The 20069-nt window shown below is 38.7% G+C and carries 19 protein-coding genes; 4 read left to right on the forward strand and 15 right to left on the reverse strand.

Going from position 1 to position 20069, the window contains the following annotated elements:
* The 4 genes from O3793_RS03365 (at position 1) to O3793_RS03380 (ending at position 3546) form a co-directional block, all read left to right on the forward strand.
* Positions 1–333, forward strand: coding sequence for a YtxH domain-containing protein (locus O3793_RS03365; RefSeq protein WP_371445644.1), 333 nt, complete (start codon positions 1–3; stop codon positions 331–333).
* 12 nt (positions 334–345) lie between these two features.
* A complete protein-coding gene (locus O3793_RS03370) occupies positions 346–1218 on the forward strand; it encodes a Cof-type HAD-IIB family hydrolase (protein WP_371445646.1) in 873 nt (290 codons plus the stop codon).
* Between the two features lie 160 nt (positions 1219–1378).
* Positions 1379–2815 (forward strand): amino acid ABC transporter substrate-binding protein/permease, encoded by a 1437-nt coding sequence (locus O3793_RS03375; RefSeq protein ID WP_371445648.1) that lies wholly within the window; start codon positions 1379–1381, stop codon positions 2813–2815.
* Entirely contained in the window at positions 2815–3546 is a 732-nt protein-coding gene (locus O3793_RS03380) for an amino acid ABC transporter ATP-binding protein (RefSeq protein WP_371445649.1), read from the forward strand. The genes O3793_RS03375 and O3793_RS03380 overlap by 1 nt, the downstream gene beginning before the upstream one ends.
* A gap of 443 nt (positions 3547–3989) precedes the next feature.
* Here the strand turns inward: O3793_RS03380 and O3793_RS03385 are convergent, their stop codons facing one another.
* From O3793_RS03385 to O3793_RS03455, 15 genes are all read right to left on the reverse strand, one after another.
* Positions 3990–4286 (reverse strand): helix-turn-helix domain-containing protein, encoded by a 297-nt coding sequence (locus O3793_RS03385; protein WP_371445651.1) that lies wholly within the window; start codon positions 4284–4286, stop codon positions 3990–3992.
* A gap of 162 nt (positions 4287–4448) precedes the next feature.
* Positions 4449–4871, reverse strand: a complete 423-nt coding sequence (locus tag O3793_RS03390) for an Rrf2 family transcriptional regulator (RefSeq protein WP_371445653.1) — start codon at positions 4869–4871, stop codon at positions 4449–4451.
* A gap of 8 nt (positions 4872–4879) precedes the next feature.
* Positions 4880–6247, reverse strand: coding sequence for an FAD-dependent oxidoreductase (locus O3793_RS03395; protein WP_371445655.1), 1368 nt, complete (start codon positions 6245–6247; stop codon positions 4880–4882).
* Between the two features lie 124 nt (positions 6248–6371).
* Complete coding sequence (locus O3793_RS03400) at positions 6372–6818, reverse strand: HIT family protein (RefSeq protein ID WP_371445656.1); 447 nt, start codon at positions 6816–6818, stop codon at positions 6372–6374.
* 11 nt (positions 6819–6829) lie between these two features.
* Positions 6830–7378 carry a GNAT family N-acetyltransferase gene (locus O3793_RS03405; protein ID WP_371445658.1) on the reverse strand — a complete coding sequence of 183 codons (549 nt, stop codon included), beginning with the start codon at positions 7376–7378 and terminating at the stop codon, positions 6830–6832.
* Between the two features lie 120 nt (positions 7379–7498).
* Positions 7499–8023 (reverse strand): hypothetical protein, encoded by a 525-nt coding sequence (locus tag O3793_RS03410; RefSeq protein ID WP_371445660.1) that lies wholly within the window; start codon positions 8021–8023, stop codon positions 7499–7501.
* An 89-nt stretch (positions 8024–8112) separates the two neighbouring features.
* Positions 8113–9069 carry a 3'-5' exoribonuclease YhaM family protein gene (locus O3793_RS03415; protein WP_371445662.1) on the reverse strand — a complete coding sequence of 319 codons (957 nt, stop codon included), beginning with the start codon at positions 9067–9069 and terminating at the stop codon, positions 8113–8115.
* Positions 9070–9072: 3 nt separating this feature from the next.
* A complete protein-coding gene (locus O3793_RS03420) occupies positions 9073–11517 on the reverse strand; it encodes an AAA family ATPase (protein ID WP_371445664.1) in 2445 nt (814 codons plus the stop codon).
* Entirely contained in the window at positions 11517–12686 is a 1170-nt protein-coding gene (locus tag O3793_RS03425; RefSeq protein WP_371445665.1) for an exonuclease SbcCD subunit D, read from the reverse strand. Before O3793_RS03425 ends, O3793_RS03420 begins: the two co-directional genes overlap by 1 nt.
* 110 nt (positions 12687–12796) lie before the next feature.
* Complete coding sequence (locus tag O3793_RS03430) at positions 12797–13141, reverse strand: YlbF family regulator (protein WP_371445667.1); 345 nt, start codon at positions 13139–13141, stop codon at positions 12797–12799.
* Positions 13142–13219: 78 nt separating this feature from the next.
* A complete protein-coding gene (locus tag O3793_RS03435; protein WP_371445669.1) occupies positions 13220–15382 on the reverse strand; it encodes a transglycosylase domain-containing protein in 2163 nt (720 codons plus the stop codon).
* A 487-nt stretch (positions 15383–15869) separates the two neighbouring features.
* The gene (gene murA, locus O3793_RS03440; protein ID WP_371445671.1) at positions 15870–17186 is read right to left on the reverse strand and encodes a UDP-N-acetylglucosamine 1-carboxyvinyltransferase; all 1317 of its coding nucleotides are present in this window, start codon (positions 17184–17186) and stop codon (positions 15870–15872) included.
* A 29-nt stretch (positions 17187–17215) separates the two neighbouring features.
* On the reverse strand, positions 17216–17446 hold the full coding sequence (locus tag O3793_RS03445; RefSeq protein WP_371445673.1) for a DUF1146 family protein: 231 nt from the start codon (positions 17444–17446) through the stop codon (positions 17216–17218).
* A 564-nt stretch (positions 17447–18010) separates the two neighbouring features.
* Complete coding sequence (locus O3793_RS03450; RefSeq protein ID WP_371445675.1) at positions 18011–18610, reverse strand: ATP-binding cassette domain-containing protein; 600 nt, start codon at positions 18608–18610, stop codon at positions 18011–18013.
* Between the two features lie 13 nt (positions 18611–18623).
* The gene (locus O3793_RS03455) at positions 18624–19130 is read right to left on the reverse strand and encodes a hypothetical protein (protein ID WP_371445677.1); all 507 of its coding nucleotides are present in this window, start codon (positions 19128–19130) and stop codon (positions 18624–18626) included.
* Positions 19131–20069 lie beyond the last annotated feature (939 nt).

Genomic DNA, 20069 nt, shown 5'->3' on the forward strand with positions numbered 1-20069 from the left:
ATGAGTAAATTTCTAAAAGGTTTTATTTTCGGTAGTGTTATCGGAGGAGCCGTTGCCCTACTAAACAATCCAAGAAGCGGAAAGGAAAACCGCGAAATTCTATCTAAACAAATTCAAGAAGTAACACAGGATATTACCGTGATTAATACTGGTAAAACAACTCTTCAAAGAGGCATTAAAGAACTCCAAGAAGTGATTGTTCCACAAACAATGGAAGTTGTGAACTCTATTCAAGAAGAAGTCACAAAATTCCAACTGGAAAATAAACCTCGCTTCAGACGTATTCAAGATAAAATTCAAACATTGCAAACACACCTTAAAGAAATGAAATAGAGGGTTTGCCCTATGATTAAATTATTTGCATCGGATATGGACGGTACTCTCCTCACGAACCACGTAGAGGTACATAAAAACAACATTCAAGCGATTCGAAAACTCCAAAAACAGGGGAAACACTTCATCGTTTGTACTGGACGCGATTATCTTCAAGCCAATTTAGCGCTCGAACAAGCAGAATTGCATCTTCCTGTCATCGCCATGAATGGGGCACAAATTTTCGATAAGAACCACAACATCATTTGGGAAGTAACGATTCCACACGATACCGTCTATACTCTATTAGACTACTTCAATTCGATCGATTTGGACTGGCAGCTCGTGACTTCTGAAGGAAACTTTAGAAAAAACTATGCTCTCTTTATCAACAAAGTGATCGAACGAAAAAAGGCTGAAAGAAATAATCTATCGCCTGAACAATTGAAAGAAGAAATCAGACAGCTAAAAATCCTTCTAGAGGCAACCGATGTGACTACTGCCGAAGAAGTGCTATCGATTCCAGATATTAAAGTGTTTAAGATTATCGTTTCTCACGATGACGGGCCAGCCTTTTTCAAGTCCGTTCGTGAACATATCGACCAAGCACATCCAAACCTTGTCGTAACTTCTGCATTTATTACGGATTTAGAAATCAATCATAAGGATGCACAAAAAGGCATCGCGGTTGCTCACTATGCAAAAACTCTTGGCTTATCGATGAAGCAAGTTTTTGGCATTGGAGATAACTTCAATGATGTGTCGATGATTCGTGATGCTGGAATTGGTGTTGCGATGGGAAACGCTCCAGACGAAGTAAAAGCCATTGCTGATTTTGTAACAGACACCAATGTTAACGGCGGTGTGGCAAAAGCCATTTGGCGTGTCCTTGAACAAGAAAAATAAGCATCACTCTCTTCTCTTTCATGAGAGAAGGGAGTTTTTTTATACTCAAAAACTCATGTCATAAAATGTAACGTGAAATGAGACTAGATTTTTGCATTTCCAGAAAAACTTCCATATAATAGAAAAACCTTATACGTAAGGTAGATTTGGAGGAATATGTATGAACATAAAAAAATTGAGCTTGGGAGCTGTTCTAGTCACTCTATTGATGACTCTTCTATCCCTCGTTTCTCCGACAAGTTCTGTTAAAGCAGAAACTAAAAAATATGTAATCGCAACAGATATTACATTTGCTCCATTTGAATACCAAGATACAAATGGTGAATACGTCGGAATTGATATTGAATTAATGAAGAGTATCGCAGAGGCTGAAGGCTTCGAAGTAGAATTCAAACCACTTGGCTTCAATGCTGCCGTTCAAGCACTAGAAGCTGGACAAGTAGATGCCGTGATGGCCGGAATGGGTATTACGGATGAACGTAAACAAAAATTTGACTTCACAGATAGTTACTATGACAGCGGAATCGGGATGGGAGTTTCTAAAAACTCTGACATCACAAGCCTTTCTGATTTACAAGGTAAAAAAGTTGCTGTTAAATTAGGAACACAAAGCGCTACTTACGCAGAATCTATTAAGAGTAAGTATGGTTTTACAACAACAACATTCGAAGATTCATCTAGTATGTATCAAGATGTAATGGTAGGAAACAGTGACGCTTTATTCGAAGACTATCCTGTTCTTGCCTACTCAATCAAAACGAACAACCTATCCTTAAAAATGACAGACCATAATGAAAACAAAACGGAATATGGTGTTGCTGTCAATAAAGGTGACAATGCTGAATTTATCACTGCTTTCAATAACGGTTTGAAAAAACTAAAAGAAAGTGGTAAGTATGATGAAATCATCAACAAATACACAACGAATGCTAGCGAAAACAGTGAAGCAACAAGCATTCTAGGTTTAATCAAAACAAACTGGCACACTCTTGCAACTGGTTTATGGAACACAATCGTATTAACCGTTGTTGCTTTAATCTTCGCAAGTTTAATCGGTATTATCTTCGGTTTAATGAAAACTAGCCAAAACAATATCGTACAAGCCATCGCAGGATTTTACATTGACATTATCCGTGGTGTTCCACTAATCGTTTTAACATTCTTCATTTACTTTGGAATTCCACAAGCCTTTGAAATTACGATGCAACCATTCGTAGCAGGTGTCATCACCCTCAGCTTGAACGCTTCTGCTTATATCGCAGAGATCATTCGTGGTGGTATCCAAGCCGTTGATAAAGGTCAATACGAAGCCTGCATGAGTTTAGGCCTTCCATATTCAAAGAGCATGCGTAAAGTAATCTTACCACAAGCGATTCGCATTATGGTTCCTTCATTCATTAACCAATTTGTCATCACATTGAAAGATACTTCTATCCTTTCAATTATCGGTATTGCCGAATTAACACAAACAGGTAAAGTCATCATCGCTCGTAACTTACAATCAAGTCAAATGTGGTTAATTGTCGGCGTGATGTACTTAATCGTGATCGTTCTATTAACGAAACTATCAGCTCACTTAGAAAGGAATTTAAAATAATGGCTATTATCGAAGTTCAAAAACTACAAAAGAAATATGGCGACTTAGAAGTGTTAAAATCCATCGACCTTTCTATTGAGGAAGGCGAAGTAGTTTGTATTATCGGGCCTTCAGGTTCTGGTAAATCCACTTTCCTTCGTTGCTTAAACCGTCTTGAAAAAATCAATAGCGGACACATCATCATCGACGGCTATGATTTAACAGACAAAAAAACAAACTTAAATAAAGTTCGTGAGGAAATCGGAATGGTGTTCCAACACTTCAACCTCTTCCCTCACCTAAGCGTTCTAGAAAATATCATTTTAGCTCCTGTAGAATTAGGACGTGAGACGAAAGAAGCTGCAACTGAACATGCGATGGAACTTCTAGGCATGGTTGGTCTTGCAGACAAGGCTGATGTCTCTCCTAAATCTCTTTCAGGTGGTCAAAAGCAACGTGTGGCTATTGCCCGTGCACTTGCAATGAAACCAAAGATGTTATTATTCGATGAACCAACTTCAGCACTCGACCCTGAGATGGTTGGGGATGTATTAGAAGTAATGCAAAACCTAGCTAAAGAAGGGATGACGATGGTTGTGGTAACACACGAGATGGGATTTGCGCGTGAGGTTAGCGATCGCGTTATCTTCATGGATGGTGGTTATATCATCGAAGAAGGAACTCCTGAAGAAGTGTTTGGTAACCCACAAAACGAACGTACTCAAAACTTCTTAAACAAAGTCTTACATTAAAATCAACACTGCTCCTGGTACCAATTGGTGCCGGGAGCTTTTTTGTGACATATGATAAATAACGTTAAAAGAAATAATACTAAATTGGTGCTCTTTAAAAGGAAAAAGATAGACTTGCGTCTTTTTGTTTTTTATTGAAAGAGTTATAGTGGGGCAACGGTGCAAGCCTGGGTCTTGCACCTTTGCCCCACTATTCTTTCAATAAACAAAAAGACTCGTCTATCTTCTTAGCTTTTTGATAGAGCATTGTTTCTTCTACCTTGTATTTATGTTTCCAAAAATCCTGCACATTTGGAATGTACAACTATTTTAATCAGCTTTGTAAAGTTTTTGGTGTGTGGCTGCTCAAACACTTCAAGGTTCTTCGACAAGAAAACCACCTCCACTCCGAGGAAAACAAAAACTTAAAATTATCATATATGATAATTTTGAGTATCTACATTCTACTTCACTTCAGATTTCGATAATGGCACGATGGCTAGTGTTTTTCCTAAACACCCTAGAATCTTTAATAAGGTATCTAGTTGTGGCGTACTCTTCCCCGTTTCAATTCGAGCGATAACGGGTTGCTTCACCCCACTCAACTCTTCTAATTGTTTTTGACTAATTCCTAGTTCTTTTCTGGCACGAATTAATTCACTAATAATAACAACTCTTAAATCAGTAGCTGCGATTTCTTCTTGGGTAAATAAATCATTTCTAACATCTGTCCAATTACTTCCAATTGCTGTTTCACTCATCTTCTCACTCCCACTCTCTTAAAATTATCGCACTATTATTATAACTTAAAAATTATCATTTTTAAATACTTTTAAGTTATTATGCTTTAAAAATAAAAAAATCATTATAATGTATACATTATAATGATTACTTAAAAAGACCGAGCGGCTGCTCGGTCTTTACTAGTGACATTCCGTTTGGACACCATCAATCATGTCTTGGATGGTGCGTTTGTTATAGAAATTAATTTGTTGTTGGATTTGTTCTTCTTGCAATTTGCCCATAACGCTTCCCATGCGTGTGCTCACAAGGCAGGTAGGGTCGGCAGCTTCTTTGAAGGCTTTTTCCAAGCGTTCATCCTCGGATACTAATAAGAAGATTTCTCCGAGTTTCACCTTTTTTGGATTGCCTTGCCATTGGTAGCCACCTTGTTTCCCCACAGTGGTTGACACCCAGCCTTTCTTCACCGCTTGGCTCATCAATTTTCGAACAATCGCCGGGTTGCTACAAGCGTTAAATGCGAGGTCTTTGCTTGAATAACGATTTTCGTGATGAATTGCCAGATAAGTTAGGCAGTGAATCATTACGATAAAGTCATTTCCCATAATAACCCCTACTTAATTAAGCCGAATACGTCGTTTAAAGCTTCTGCCATTGTTGGGTGAGTATAGATTTGATCGCGAAGAACTGTGTAAGGTAAGTTCGCGTTCATTGCAGTTGCGATAATGTTAATCACTTCATGTGCTTCTTCTGCGAATAATGTTGCACCAACGATTTGGTTTGTTGAAGCGTCCACTAATACTTTGTAGAATCCTACTTGGTTTCCTAAGATTTTAGCTTTTGGAATTGCCATTGCAGGAAGTTTCGCAACTTTGACTTCGATACCTGCTTCTTTGGCTTGTTTTTCATTTAAACCAACGCTTGCTAAAGGTGGGTTAATAAATGTTGCTGTTGGGAATTTCGCACGTTGTTTTGTTGAATATGTTGTATCCCCTGCTAAGAAACGTTTTACGATACGGAAATCATCTAATGATACGAATGTGAATTGTGGTCCGCCGTTTACATCACCCATTGCGAAGATATGAGGCACATTTGTTTGTAAGAATTCATTGACTTTGATTGCGCCACGTTCTGTTAATTCCACGCCAGCTTTGTCTAAATCAAGACCTTGTACGTTTGCACGACGACCTGTCGCAACTAAGACTGCATCTGCTGTAAAGGCAACTGGTGCACCTTCTCCTGTAGTAGCTTCTACCACTGCTTTACCGCCTTCTTGATGAACTGCTTTTAATTGAACGCCTAAGTTGAAAGTAACGCCTAAAGCTTCTAATTGTTCTTTCACAGCTTGTGCCACATCTTCGTCTTCACGAGGAAGGAATGCTTCAGTCACATCGATTACTGTTACTTTTGTACCGAATTGTGCATAAGTTGCAGCGAACTCTAATCCGATAAATCCACTACCAATAATGACAAGGCTTTCTGGATATTCTTCTAAGTTCATGATTGTTTCGCTTGTGTGAATTGCTCCACCGATTGTTAAACCTTCTACTGGTGGTACGAATGGAGTTGCTCCAGTATTAATGAAAATACGATCAGCTTTGAAGAGTTTTTCTCCTTCTGCAGTATCTACAGCTACTGTATGGTCATCTACAAAGCGTGCAGTTCCGTCGATAATTTGTGTTTTTTCAACTGAATCTACTTTGTTGTAGTTTGCTGTGTTTAAAGCCGCAATCAATGCTTTCTTTTCTTGAACGCTCTTTGTATAGTAGCTGCTAGCGTCTTCGTTTGAATATTGTTTGCGAAGTGCTTTGGTTGCTAATTTTTTAGAAGGAATACAGCCGACATTAATACAGGTTCCACCGTACATTTCTTTTGATTTTTCGATTAAAATCGTGTCTTCTCCAATACTTCCTAGGTATCCTGCTAATGTTTTTCCGGCTTTACCGAAACCAATAATGATATTTTTTACTGTTGTTGTCATAAAATCACCTTTCTAACTGTAATATTTTTAATTACACTTAGAGTATATCTCACGAATTCATAATCACAAAATTATCTGCTCACAAAAAAAGACACCTACTTTTGTAGATGTCTTCTTGTACTATTTATAAATACTCTTTTAAACGATTGACTAATTGAAGCAGGTCATTCTCTTTTGGTTGATATTCTTCAGATGACATTTCTTCCCATGGAACCCACCAGACAGGGCCTCTTCCATTATGGCCATACCCTTTCATATCCCCTGCTTTTCTTGGAAATAGATGCCAATGTACATGTGCATCACCATTACCTAGCAATTCGATATTCATTTTCTCAGCTTGAAACGCTTTTGACACGGCTTCTTGAACAATACTCATTTCTTCAAGAAATTTAATTTTTGTTTCATATTCCATCTGATGCAATTCCGTTACGTGTTCTTTGGCTAGGAACAATGTGTACCCTTTAAAATACTGTCCGTCTCCTATTACCACATAACCCGTTTCAAGTTCTTTTACAAAATGCGGATTTTTACCTTGCTTAATTAACTCTATCCGCTCACAAATCAAACACATATACTTAACTCCTACTTCAATCTATCTGCTTTAATAATCGAATAATATGCCATGTCACAGATACCTTGATTATTCTTGCCATATTGTCGCAGTGTACCTTCATAAATCATGCCAGCCTTTTGCATCACTTTTCCACTGGCTGGATTATTCACATCGTGACGTGCGGCTACTCTATTGCAGCCCGCTTCTTCTAAGAGATAATAGATTACTGCAATAAGCGCTTCTGTCATAATTCCTTTTCCCCAGCATTTGCGACTAAGTGCATATCCGATTTCCACAGCATCCAGCTTTTCTTCCAAATGCACTACATCAATACTACCAACAACCTCATTGTTAAATACGATTGCCCATTTGAATTGAAGTGGATTTTGATAGCCGTCTACCCATCGTTTAATGCTCTCTTTAGTTGTCAGGACAGATTCATGAGGAGGCCACGTCAAATAATGTGTCACTTCTGCATCACTCGACCAATTTTTAAATATCGAAGTGGCATCTTCTAATTGAAAAGGTCTAAGCAGTAATCGTTCTGTCTGAATTGTTTTTGTTCCTATTGGATTCATTGACAGTCCTCCTTACTTTTGTGTTTATGTTAGCACAGGAAGGAACCCACTTCAATACAAAAAAGGAACTAAGCTATAAATTAGCCTAATTCCTCTTAAATCAATCTAACGACTTTCTAATTATGGTGTAGTATTAGCTTTCTCAGCTCTTTTTATACTTTCTGGAGTAAATTCTCGTTTTTCAAAAATAAACGAATTAATTTCGCTAGTTCCCGTCATGTAACCCTCGTTATCCACTTCCTTAATAGTAATAGTGATATGAAGTCCTTTGGGTCTAGTTTCAACAGATACCGTTTTTAGCAAAGTTTTCCTTTTTCCTTGATATACATAGTCTAAATAGAATGGAGAAACACTTCTTTCTGATTTAGAAATGTCTACAGCTCCTCTTGTTCTAGAATGAGCCGCTAAATTTTTTAAATACACCCGGTCCTCTGGAGAGTTAATATCGTTCTCAGAATACTCACCAATAACCAATTCTTCGATATTCTGATCTGATTGATTGATGATTTCATAAGAAAACAAAGCTTCATCATTATATTTTGGACGAGTAAAACTAAACAAAATCCATAATAGCCCGCATAACACAAGGCCTATCGCAAATTGTAAAATCAATTTTATTAGTTTTTTTGAACCAAATGTTCTCATTTCACACCTCGATTAAAAGAGTGTCGGTTGGAGCATTGCTAGTAATATTGATGGCTTATCAATTTACACATACTATCAAACTTTTATTCTTACTCATGGGATAATGGTTTATAAAACGAGCGGTTATCTAAACCGAATACACGCTCTGAGAATGCGCCTGGTTCTGTCTTATCGAGTGCATTTGACATCATTGTAATCGTCGCATCTAACAAGTCGATATGGTGTAATACTTCTGCTTCTAATAATTGCGGACGGACTGGTGAACCGTATTCGAGTTTGCCGTGGTGTGCTAGAACGAGATGTTTTAATAAAAGCACATCTTCTTGATTTTCATCGATATCGAGTTCTTCACAGGCTTTTGTAATCTCTTCGTCCATAATCACGATGTGACCAAGTAGGTTCCCTTTAAGTGTGTATTCTGTTCCGATTGCGCCTGTTAATTCCATCGTTTTACCAATATCATGTAAAATCACACCCGAATATAATAACGAACGGTTGATTTGTGTGTATTGCGTTGCGATGGCTTTAGCAAGGCGTAACATCGAAACTGTATGGAAACTTAAACCACCCACAAACGCATGGTGGTGACGTTTCGCTGCAGGAAACTCGAAGAAGGCTTCTTGGTATTTCTTCAAGATATTATGGACGATGCGACGCAAATATGGATTTGTGATATCGAACATAATTTGGTTTACTTCTTCTTCCATTTCTTCCTTCGTCATTGGAGCGTGTTCTACGAAATGGCTCGCAGATGTTGGCTCTCCTTTTGAAGCGTCAGTAAGTCGAAGGCTGACAATTTTCACTTGTGGCGAATTATTGTACATTTCGCGTTTCCCGTTCACAACTACTACTTTTCCTGGTACGTATTTTGCAATATCGTCTGAAGTCGCAGACCAATATTTTCCGTCCATTTGACCTGATTGATCCTGGAACGTGAAGGCGATAAACGGATTGCCATTTTTTGCCATGCGCACATCTGCAGATTTAATCAATAGGCAGATTTCAAAACTCTCGTCCACATTGTATTCATATAATTTTTTTGTCATGATTTACCTTCTTTCTCTTTCCCCTAACTTCAGTACATTCTCTTTAGGTAACTGAAGCGGAACTTCCGTTGTAAAGTAAAAAACTTGTGTTACGCGTGATAGCTCTTCCATTAATTCTAACATAATCGATAGGCGTTCTCTATCAAAATTGACGAATCCATCATCGATTAACACCGGAATTTTCATCTTCTTCGCTAATTGGAAAATAAAGGCAAAACGAATCGCGACATACAGTTGGTCTAACGCTCCTTTTGAAAGATAGAAAGCTTCCATCCACTGGCCATTTGCTTGTTGCACCTTCGCCTGCGTATCCGTTAAGAGAATCTTTGTATATTGCCCCATCGTCAATCGGCTAAAGATGCGACTCGCCTCATCTAAAATCAATGGCACTCTTGTTGGGACTTTTTCTTCCAGTTGTTTCAAGATCCATTTGGCTGCATACACTTGCGTTGCCCAATCTTTAATAGCCTCTTGCACTTCGAATCGCTCAAAGTCTGCTTCCAGTTGAAGGGCTTCTGCATTGTCATCTTCTTCGAGCAGTTCTGCCTTTGTTTTCGTACTTGCCAATTGGTCACGTACTTCTTTCCGTTTACTTTCCAACTGCGCCTTCGTGAAGGACTCGTCTTGAATTTCCTCTTCAAGCATTTGTCGTTCTAAGCTTTCTTTTTCTTCATCCGTATAGATGGCCACTTGCTTTTCAATATACGCTCTCTTTTGAACTAAGGCTACACGATTGTCCAGTGTTGGTAACTGCGTTCTAAACTCTTCTACTGTTGTCATTCCAAGTGGTGAAATGGCTACTTGTAATTCTTCCCGCACTTCTGTTGTATCTTGTTCCAATTGCGCTAAATGGCGTTCTTTCTTTAAGATACTTTCTTGAAGTTGTTCTAATTTTGCCACTCGTTTTTGCGAAGTCATCCATGTCTCACGGATAATGCGTAGCTGTTGCTCCACCGTAGCAGGAGGTGTGATTTGTTCTTTTGTCCAGAAGTCTTTACTTTCCTCTTTAAAGGCTTCTAGTCTTTGTTCCAATTGTACAAATTGCGCCTTCTTTTGTAAGAAATCATTGACGCTACGTCCTTCATTTCTTCGAATAAATCGTCTTGCTTCGTCTTGAGTTACTTCAATTCCTTTCCCTGAAAGGAGCTGTTGGACTTGCTCATCTACTGCATTCGTTTTTGGAGCAAGGATTTTTCCATTTTTCTGCAAGAAGAAACCTCCGCCAATTCCAAATGTTGCAGCAACCCCAACACCTAGCACTACTTGGTTCGTTAAAAATCCAACCACGATAATGGCAATGATTCCAACAAGCATAATAAGAAGCCATGATTGGAACTGACCTGCATGTCCTTTTTCCCCTTGAAGAGTATCTAATTCTGTTAATTCAGCCTCTGTAAATGGTTTGGCATGTTCACTTTGAACACCAATATTCCCCGGATGCGTCTTCAACTCACGTTCCAATTCAAAGGCACGCTCTTCTACCGCTGCAGCACCTTGAGCCTTCGCGTACAGTGCTTCAAGAGTCGTATCCTCTGTTGCTTGTTCAAGTACTTCTACTTCCGCTTTTGCCTGCTCTAACTCGATTTTTGTTCTTTCGAGTTCTTTTTCAAAGGCACGTAAAGTATTATTGCCTTCTACAGCCTTACTATGGTCGTAGTCTTTTGGAAACTCTTGTAGTCCCTCCATTGCACGGAATTCTTCTAAGGCGTCAAAATGAGCGAGCTTATTCTCTAAGACATCGAGTCTAGATTCTGTGTCTTGTAATTTTACAGATAATCCCTCTTCTTCCTTTTGAAGCTCTTGGATAGTACTCATATAGCCTTCATAAAGCGCATTTTCGCCTTTAGTTTGTGCCAATTGATTTGTTAAGCCTTCGAGTCGGTCCATTCTCTCGTTGAGTTCGAGTTTTTTTGCCTGTGGACGAAACAACTTATTCGCCTCGGCAAGGAGCTTTTGACTCTCCTCATAGGCACCCTTATGCCCCATAACGCTCAAACTGTACAAGAAACGATGGATTTCTTCTTCACTTTCGAACGCATTATTTTGCAATTCCTCTTCATTGAATCCAAAGAGTGAATGATACTCATTCATCGTCAACTCATGAAGAACACGTTCCAGCATCGTTTCTGGCAACTCTTGACCAGTCTCGGCACTCCGTAGAACGAGTTTCCTCTGCGACCCAACGGCGCTACGCTCGATAATGAGAGTACCCAGCCCTTCATCTTCAATCCACATCCGTCCGCCACGCGTATTCGTATGGAGTGGTTGATATGGATAAACGCCATTTTTCTTTTGTTTAAAATCAAAAAGCATCTGCTCGATAAAGCGTCGAAGGGTCGTCTTTCCAGATTCGTTCAAGCCTTGTACGACTTGTAAGTTCGGATGGAAAGTAAAGGTCTCATGTTCCCATTTTCCAAAATGATCGATTTCGATTTTTGAAATGTACATTACCCTTCCTCCCTTCCCGAAAAGCGAGCGTCTAATAAGCGAAGTGCACGTTCGTGAATCTCTTCTTGGACATCTTCTTTTTGCAGGAAGTCGCTCATCAGCTGATTCGAAAACCCACTCTTGGCAATCTCCATTTCAGAAAAGAGGGATGCATCCACATCTCCCGAAAGAGAAATTCCAGAAGCTCCTCGAAGCGGTTTTGTAACTTGTTCTCGAATACTCATCACGGTTACAAGGCTGCGTTTTTCTTCTAATAACCCATTCACAACTTCTGTCAGTTGTTTTAAATCCTCTCTTGAATAGATTGATTCTTCCGTTTGTAAATGCAGCGTCACAAGACTACGTTTAGCCGGACTTGGCAATGCCTCTACGATGAGATACGGTAAAGTTTCTAAACGAGCGGTCTCGCTGATAGCAAACTCTACCTCCGTCCAATCCATCGTACTCGTTTCAATAAAGCGAACCTCTGGGGCAGTTCCGGGTGTAATCTCTACAAGCAAAGCTCCCTTTGGACCATTCTCTTTACGGTCCGCTCCTTGAGTCGTACCGCTATACCACGCACATGGCTGGCTGGAGATTTCTTGGCACGTATGAATATGTCCAAGCGCCCAGTAGTCATAGCCTTTTTCTCGTAGTTCAGGAATAGAAAATGGCGCATAACGACCTTGTGCAGTCGTCAGTTCTCCATGTAAGACCCCAATATGAATGTCACAATTAGCACTCTTTACCGGATACTCTTGAACTTTCCTCGTAGCTACAACAGGAACCTCATAACTAAATCCACTAAAGGCCACACGTTCTCCGTTTCTCGTCTCCACTTCAATCGTTTCAACAGCACTCCCAAAAGTATAAATATGCTCTCCAGAAACGTATGAAGTGCCCGCATCATGATTCCCAAGCGCTACAATGACAGGAATTCCAAATGGTTCCAGGCGATTCAATTGACTCTGCAAAAACAATTTTTCTTTGACGAAGGTACGAGAACTATCCAGCAAATCCCCAGCCAACACAAGCGCATCGACTTCTTCTTCAATCGCCACATCAATGACTCTTTCAAAGGCATCAAACGCCGCTTGCTTTAACTCTCTGGCGATTTTCTTTTGGTTCTTTCCGACACCGGCATATGTAATCCCTAGATGGGCATCGGCAGCGTGGATGAATTTCACCATACGTTGCTCCTTTCTTTTCTTCAAAAAAAGCATATTTTCCTGAACCGTCTGTTGTGCGTTCAAAGAAAATATGCTTTGGATCGATTCTTAATAAAACCGTTTAAAATTGATTATTTTGCGCTATAAAGCTCTTGTAATGGATTTGTGATGATACGGTTGATATCTTGCATAATTGTATTCAAACGTTGCTCAGCTTCCATTAATGCTTTAATATGCTCATTTTCAGACACTTTTTGTCCTAATTCTTGTGCTTTTTGAATATCTTCTTCAGTGATTTCTTGTCCTGAGAATTGTTTTTGTTGTAACTCGACATTCACTGTACGGAATTCTTCAAATAAAGCTCTTGCTGTTTCGTCAGCATAAATCGCTTCGAAGCTTTCCTTTACTGTTTTGAATTCTTGTAATTCGCGTAAGTCGCGTTCTAATTGATTGGCTGTATCATAAATATTACTCATATTTCTTCCTCCTTAAAATACTCTTTTATTATACCATAATTTATATGGCTAAACTATTAATACGTACGTACGTTCGCATTATCTATTCTTGAATTTATCCCAGAGGTTTTTACCCCATTCTTGGATTTGATTCCAAACTTGTTCGCCAGCTTTTTGAGCGTCTTTGATAAATTGATCGACACCGTTATTCGTATTGTTGTTTTGATTATTTTGTTTTGTCTTCACGGCTTCTACATTAAATGGAGTATTCGCGGTGAATTGAAGCAACCCTTCCATCTCTAGTTTAAAGAGCGGCCCTACTCCTTCACGGCTAGAAGCTGATAAAGAGTAATTTCCTGATTGGTCATATCCCATCCAAGTTGCGACAACAACGTCTGGTGTATATCCAATCATCCATTGGTCACGAGAACCATTGTCATTATTGATAGCTTCCGTTGTCCCTGTTTTACCGGCAATCGTCTTACCAGCTGGTGAAAATGGTGCGCCAAGACCTTCTGAACCGTACACGGTTAACAGCATACTTGTCATCTTCTTAGCGACTTCTTCCGTTGTTACACGGTTTTCCTTCACGGCTGTGTTATCTACAACGACTTTCCCATTTGCGTCCACAATTTTTGTCACAAAACGCGGTTGCACACGAACGCCTTTATTGGCAAAGGCTGTATAGGCAGAGGCCATTTGCTCTGGAGAAACCCCTTTGGTAAGTCCTCCAAGGGCAATCCCTAAGTACTCGTCTCCTGGGTCTGTTTCGATTCCAAACTGATGAACCTTCTCGATTCCTTTCTTCAATCCGATTTTATCGAGTAACCATACAGCAGGAGCATTCCAACTGTGGTTCAAGGCTTCCGTCATCGTCACAGTTCCTTGATACTGTTTATTCCAGTTCTCAGGCGTATATTTATCTGAACCATACGAACGTTTCTCGTCCACTAGAACAGAATTAGGTTGATATCCTTCTTCAAGAGCCGGAGTATATACGGCTAATGGTTTGAATGTTGACCCTGGTTGCGCCTGAAGCTGTGTTGCACGGTTAAATCCACGGAAAGTGTGTTTCTCGTTAGTACGTCCACCCACTGTCGCAAGGACATCTCCAGTTTCCGGATTCATGGCAATTGAAGCTGCTTGGGCAATCGTGCCGTCACTAGCTTTCGGGAATAACCAACTGTTTGAGAAGGTTTCTTCCATATCCGCTTGCATATTTTGGTCTAGCCCTGTGTAGATTTTGTAACCTTTGTTCAGCAAGTCTTCTTCACTGATTCCGTATTTCGTTGTAATTTCATTAATTACCGCATCGAAATAATATGGATATTTATAACGGGCATTCGCTTCATACGTATCGGTCACGGTAATCACTTCAGCTGCTGCTTTATCGGCTTCTTCTTGCGTGATTTTGCCATTATCAACCATCAACTGTAAGACAGTCGCACGACGTTTCACCGTCGATTCCATATCGTCAATTGGATTATACACATTTGGTGCCTTTAAGCTTCCTGTAAGAACAGCCGCTTCACTGATGGTTAAATCCTTTGCACTCTTTCCGAAATAACGAAGCGACGCATTTTCAATTCCGTACGCCCCATTTCCGAAATAGGCATTATTCAAATACATCTCCAAAATTTGGTCTTTGGAATATTTCTTCTCCAACTCGAAACTCAAGAAGAGTTCCTTCGCTTTTCGCATAAACGATTGTTCCTGAGTTAAGAACGCATTCTTGGCTAATTGTTGCGTAATGGTACTTCCTCCACCCGTCACTCGGCCACGATTTACTAAAAGGCCAAATGTCGCACGTAGTAGTCCCATCGGATCGAATCCATGATGGTCATAGAAACGTTTATCCTCTGTGGAAACAAGCGCGTTAATCATATTCGGAGAAATCTGGTCTATGGTTAGAAATTCCCCTTTATTGATATTCAGTACGCCAGCTTCTTGGTTATTGCGGTCATATACTTCCGTCACTTGGACCATCCCAGCACGTAATCCACTCACATCGGTTGTCTTTGCGGAATAAACTAAAAATCCCGTAAATAGTGTGACTACCGTTAGCATCATCGCTAGAAGTAGCTTTGTTACATGAAATTTTCTCCAAAAGCGACGAATCGCCATCATGATTTTATGATTCCAAATACTCTTTATAATGGATTGTTTTTTTGGTTCTTCAGTATGACGATGCTCGAGTTCAGTGTCTTGTTCGACATCGAAATTTTCTTCGTCATGATTCTGATTGTTAAATTCTTCGTTCATTACAATCCTCCTTTTAAATTGAGTCTATTATACTGTACCATAAAACCCTTTAAAACCACATAAAAACTGCACACCTTTACGAAAAATTAAACGATACCATCACCTTCTATTTCCCCTAAAAAAACTTACGTAAAATACCAACTTATTTTTATCAATATAAGGTATACCTTATATTGGTTAAAACTTATATTGCGTGTTTTTATTATTGGAGCAAGAAGATTTAAAGATTATTCGCAAAAAAATTAAAGGGCAGTTGCAAACGTAAATGATGACTAGAAACTTACAGATTCTATCATTACAGTAACGTGACTTCGCATTAAAACGAATTAAAGGGCGTAGGAATTATATTCCGTACGCCCTTTTTGAGGATTTAAAGGTGAGAGACTTTTAAGGCTCGAACCGGTGCAACGTTACCGTAATGATGAAGATATCTGTAAGGATTCATAGGAATCATTTACGGTTTCTCGTGCACTGTCTCTTTAATTTTTTAAACTGCGAATAAACGTTCTAAGTCTTCGTGAGTAAATGCTTGTCCGTCTGGTTCGTCCACACGTTCAATCGTTGCGCCTAATGCACGTAATTTTTGATGGAACTCATAATATCCACGGTCTAAGAATTGTAAGTCTGTTACACGTGTATATCCTTTTGCAACCATTCCAGCGATGATTAACGCTGCCGCAGCACGTAAGTCTGTAGCACGTACTTCAGCTCCTGATAATACTGATGCACCACTCATCACAGCTGTATGTGAGTCAATACGGAATTGCGCACCCATACGACGCATTTCTTCTAAGTGGTTGAAACGGTTCTCGAACACTGTTTCCGTCATTGTGCTTGTACCAGTTGCTAATAATTGTGCAATCGTCATTTGCGCTTGCATATCTGTTGGGAAACCTGGGTGAGGTAAAGTTTTCACGTCAGTTGGTTTCAACTCATCTGGACCGATGACACGGATTCCGTCTTCTTCTTCGATAAATTGAACACCCATTTCGCCTAATTTAGAAATTAATGGTTGGTTATGTTCTGCAATTGCATCTTCGATAAACACATCGCCTTTTGTAACGGCAGCCGCTACCATGAATGTACCCGCTTCGATACGGTCTGGGATAATAGAGTGAATCGTTCCGTCCAAACGTTCTACCCCTTCAATACGCATGTTTTCTGTTCCGGCACCGACAATTTTCGCACCCATCTTATTTAAGATATTTGCTAGGTCGACGATTTCTGGTTCACGCGCTACGTTTTCAAGGTATGTTGTTCCTTTTGCTAAAGTCGCAGCCATCATAATGTTTTGAGTAGCTCCTACAGATGGGAAATCTAAGTAAATACGAGCTCCGTGAAGTTCTTCCGCATGCGCTTCGATATAACCTTCTGTTTGAACGATTGTCGCACCCATTGCTTCGAACCCTTTTAAGTGAAGGTCGATTGGACGACTTCCGATAGCACATCCACCAGGCATCGCAACACGTGCATGTCCAAAACGTGCTAATAATGGTCCCATTACAACGATTGACGCACGCATTTTACTTACGTATTCAAATGCTGCAGTCGTTGTAATATCTTTTGTGGCATTTAAAGTAATTGCCTTTTCTTCTTCGTCAAATGTACTTAAGACGTTTAAGCTCCCTAATACGTTTAACATCATATGTACGTCTGATAAGTTCGGTACATTTGTTAAATGAGTAACGCCTTTATCTGCTAAAATACTTGCTGCTAAAATCGGTAATACCGCGTTTTTAGCTCCTTCTACTTTTACTGTTCCCTGAAGACGTGTATCGCCACCGCGCACGATCATCTTATCCATTAAATAACCTCCAAAAACTCTCTATCCATCTACTGTAATATCAATTGAATGTACTGATTTAAATAATCTGATAAATCGAATATGACTTTAGCTATACTAGAACCCATCCAAATAGCGATGAGTAAAAAGAGGATACGGGCTTCTTGAACGCGGCCTTTCCTGAGAATCTTCTCGATTTGAATGCCTTGCAACGCCCAATAGCTTAGCATGATAAAAGCAAGAACCAATGTGATTCGAATGATTAATGTTACTTGAATCATACCTACTCCTCCAGTCATATACTGCCTTTCTATACTACCATATTTGACCATTAAAAAAAAGCAGGAGATATCCTCCTGCTTACCCAATTAAGTAAAAGCATCCTAGTCTAATAAGTGCGGCTAAAATCAGGCTTAAAAATAATATTTTTTTAGAGTCTTGAATGAATATTGCTAGTAGAGTCATCCCTGAAAACAGAATGGGTAACGAACCTAATACAAGGGGATGAACCCCTCCGATTTCGAAAAGTAAAATTGCCTTAATACAGAACATTAAAAATACAGATGGCCATATCAGCCTCACTAATATTCGCCCTATAAACACTCGACTTCTGCTTCGAACCAGTATTAAAAGTCGCATACTTTCATACTCATTAATAAAATACATCAAAATAAGAACTTCCATTACCATTAAGAAAATACTTAAAAGATGGCCAAAAAGAAAGGTAACGGGTATAAAACTGAAGTGTGCCTCGATATAAAATGACGGTAATGGATGATATAAATTCCATACTATTAACAAACCAAAAATGTAGAGAAGCCACTCTCGAATGGGAAATAACTGTTTCATTTAAGAATCAGCTTCCCTTCTTCCATCAAATATTCCTTATCAAAACGTAATTCGGCCAAATTATCATGAGCAGCAATCACAATCGATTTCCCCTCTTCATGAAGCTGTTGAACTAATTGATGAAACTGATCTAGTGATTTTTTATCTAGACCTCGAGTAGGCTCGTCTAATAAAATTAAATTTTGATCCTCCATCACAGCTTGAATAATCCCCATTTTCTGACGCATTCCAACGGAGTATTTTTTCACGTGAACTTTACTATCAAAATCTAAATCGAAATTATTCACTAATTCTCTTATTTTCGATTCATTGTAATTTTTATTGATAGAGGCTAAAAATTTAAGATTCGTTTTTAAACTACTTTCTTCCATGAACGCTGGATTCTCAATCAAAGCTCCAATTCGTACATCACTATCTACAACAATTTCACCTTTATCCGGCTCCAAAATATCACAAAAAAGTTTAAATAAAGTAGACTTTCCGCATCCATTAGATCCTACAATATGAATAAGCTCTCCTTGTTCAATTTTGAAATCGACGTCTTCTAAAATCACTTGAAACCCAAATTTTTTGGATACATTTTTTAGTTCTAACATGAGTACCTCCCCTTCACACTGGTAATAGAAACAATATCGTAAAATAAGATGTTAATGAAAATAGGATAGAACCAATAATAGCCATATTTCTATTACACCCAATAGAAATCGTATAAATGATTAATCCCGAGCAAATTAAATACACGCTTTTTAATAGACCAAATATCAGCATCGCTTTTGTAAATGCTTGCCCATTCCTCATTTGAAATAGTAACGCTAAGGAAAATTGAGCGACAAAATAGCAAACAATTGAAACTAACACCGTTACCAATTGATAGAATTGATACTTTTTCTCTCCAATTCTTTGAATGAGAAGAAAACGAATATGATGCCGTCTCCAAATGACAACCCCTAGTAAAACTAATAATACGGTGTCTGAAAAGTACGCTGTAAAACGAGAGGATAATAAGTCTAATATTAAGTTACCGAAAATTTGCCCTTTTAAAACAAAAGAGATTCCTGAAATAATCGATAATCCATACACCCATTGTTGTCTTTTGCCTTTGAGGAGTTCATCCATTAATACCCCTCCTTCAAATCCATCTTTCTTCTGATAATTAATAGAAGAATCGTCAAAAGACTATAAAATATCGTAGGATATACAAAAACAACCCAGGCTGATTTAGAAATAGTTTCTCCTAATAATGTGTACATTCCTGGTTGAATGAGCGAAAGTATACAAATTGAGTATCCAATAATCGGGGAAATTCCACCTATAACCATTGCTAATAAAAGTGATAAAATCGCTAATAATAATCCACTGCATAAATAAATGATATATCGTTTTAGGAACAATCCAACTGAAAAAACAAATGAATAGAAAATGGCGTATCCTAAAGGGATCATGACTATCGTACAGATTAAATTAACAAAACTATTGGTTGAAAAGTTGATAGTAAAGGACCACGTCAAATATGAACTACTCTCCTCGAAGATAAAAGGAGAATAGAAAATATGAACCATGATGGCTTGAAGCAACATTTTTCCAAAGAAAACAAAATAGATTATGATAAAATTCGTTTTAAATTGTCTTAATAGAAGTGATGAAAAGAATGTTTTTTTATGTTGTAATCTTACATACTGTAGATAGTCATAATGTGTTATCCTTTGTCTGATACATTCATGTGAAAAGAATAAAGGTGGAATCATGAATGCCACAAAACCATATACAGCGTCCAATATCTGAATGGAGCTGAATATAATTTCATAAAACAGTGGTATTCCTCCCTCTGCTCCTCCAAAATGTCCCGTAGACAGATGATAATGAATATAGTTTAGAATCATAATGATGGAAAGTATCCAATAGAAAATGATTGAAAACATTGACCATTTATTTTTATAAAATATCATTTTTTTCACCACCCATATCTTTATCTTTTAAAAGCAACCTTGTTTCCGCTTTCATTATACTCCTCTTATTTATATTCAACAATACAAACTTGTGAAAAAAAACACTTTT

The sequence above is a fragment of the Granulicatella sp. 20925_1_28 genome (genome assembly GCF_041433575.1).
Lineage (GTDB): Bacteria > Bacillota > Bacilli > Lactobacillales > Aerococcaceae > Granulicatella.

Coding starts and splice junctions, on each gene's coding strand:
- O3793_RS03415 (WP_371445662.1), bottom strand. CDS start 9,069: ATGACAAAAAAATTATATGAATACAATGTGGACGAGAGTTTTGAAATC.
- O3793_RS03390 (WP_371445653.1), bottom strand. CDS start 4,871: ATGGGAAATGACTTTATCGTAATGATTCACTGCCTAACTTATCTGGCA.
- O3793_RS03420 (WP_371445664.1), bottom strand. CDS start 11,517: ATGTACATTTCAAAAATCGAAATCGATCATTTTGGAAAATGGGAACAT.
- O3793_RS03430 (WP_371445667.1), bottom strand. CDS start 13,141: ATGAGTAATATTTATGATACAGCCAATCAATTAGAACGCGACTTACGC.
- murA (WP_371445671.1), bottom strand. CDS start 17,186: ATGGATAAGATGATCGTGCGCGGTGGCGATACACGTCTTCAGGGAACA.
- O3793_RS03400 (WP_371445656.1), bottom strand. CDS start 6,818: ATGTGTTTGATTTGTGAGCGGATAGAGTTAATTAAGCAAGGTAAAAAT.
- O3793_RS03375 (WP_371445648.1), top strand. CDS start 1,379: ATGAACATAAAAAAATTGAGCTTGGGAGCTGTTCTAGTCACTCTATTG.
- O3793_RS03370 (WP_371445646.1), top strand. CDS start 346: ATGATTAAATTATTTGCATCGGATATGGACGGTACTCTCCTCACGAAC.
- O3793_RS03395 (WP_371445655.1), bottom strand. CDS start 6,247: ATGACAACAACAGTAAAAAATATCATTATTGGTTTCGGTAAAGCCGGA.
- O3793_RS03445 (WP_371445673.1), bottom strand. CDS start 17,446: ATGATTCAAGTAACATTAATCATTCGAATCACATTGGTTCTTGCTTTT.
- O3793_RS03380 (WP_371445649.1), top strand. CDS start 2,815: ATGGCTATTATCGAAGTTCAAAAACTACAAAAGAAATATGGCGACTTA.
- O3793_RS03450 (WP_371445675.1), bottom strand. CDS start 18,610: ATGTTAGAACTAAAAAATGTATCCAAAAAATTTGGGTTTCAAGTGATT.
- O3793_RS03385 (WP_371445651.1), bottom strand. CDS start 4,286: ATGAGTGAAACAGCAATTGGAAGTAATTGGACAGATGTTAGAAATGAT.
- O3793_RS03425 (WP_371445665.1), bottom strand. CDS start 12,686: ATGGTGAAATTCATCCACGCTGCCGATGCCCATCTAGGGATTACATAT.
- O3793_RS03365 (WP_371445644.1), top strand. CDS start 1: ATGAGTAAATTTCTAAAAGGTTTTATTTTCGGTAGTGTTATCGGAGGA.
- O3793_RS03435 (WP_371445669.1), bottom strand. CDS start 15,382: ATGAACGAAGAATTTAACAATCAGAATCATGACGAAGAAAATTTCGAT.
- O3793_RS03405 (WP_371445658.1), bottom strand. CDS start 7,378: ATGAATCCAATAGGAACAAAAACAATTCAGACAGAACGATTACTGCTT.
- O3793_RS03455 (WP_371445677.1), bottom strand. CDS start 19,130: ATGGATGAACTCCTCAAAGGCAAAAGACAACAATGGGTGTATGGATTA.
- O3793_RS03410 (WP_371445660.1), bottom strand. CDS start 8,023: ATGAGAACATTTGGTTCAAAAAAACTAATAAAATTGATTTTACAATTT.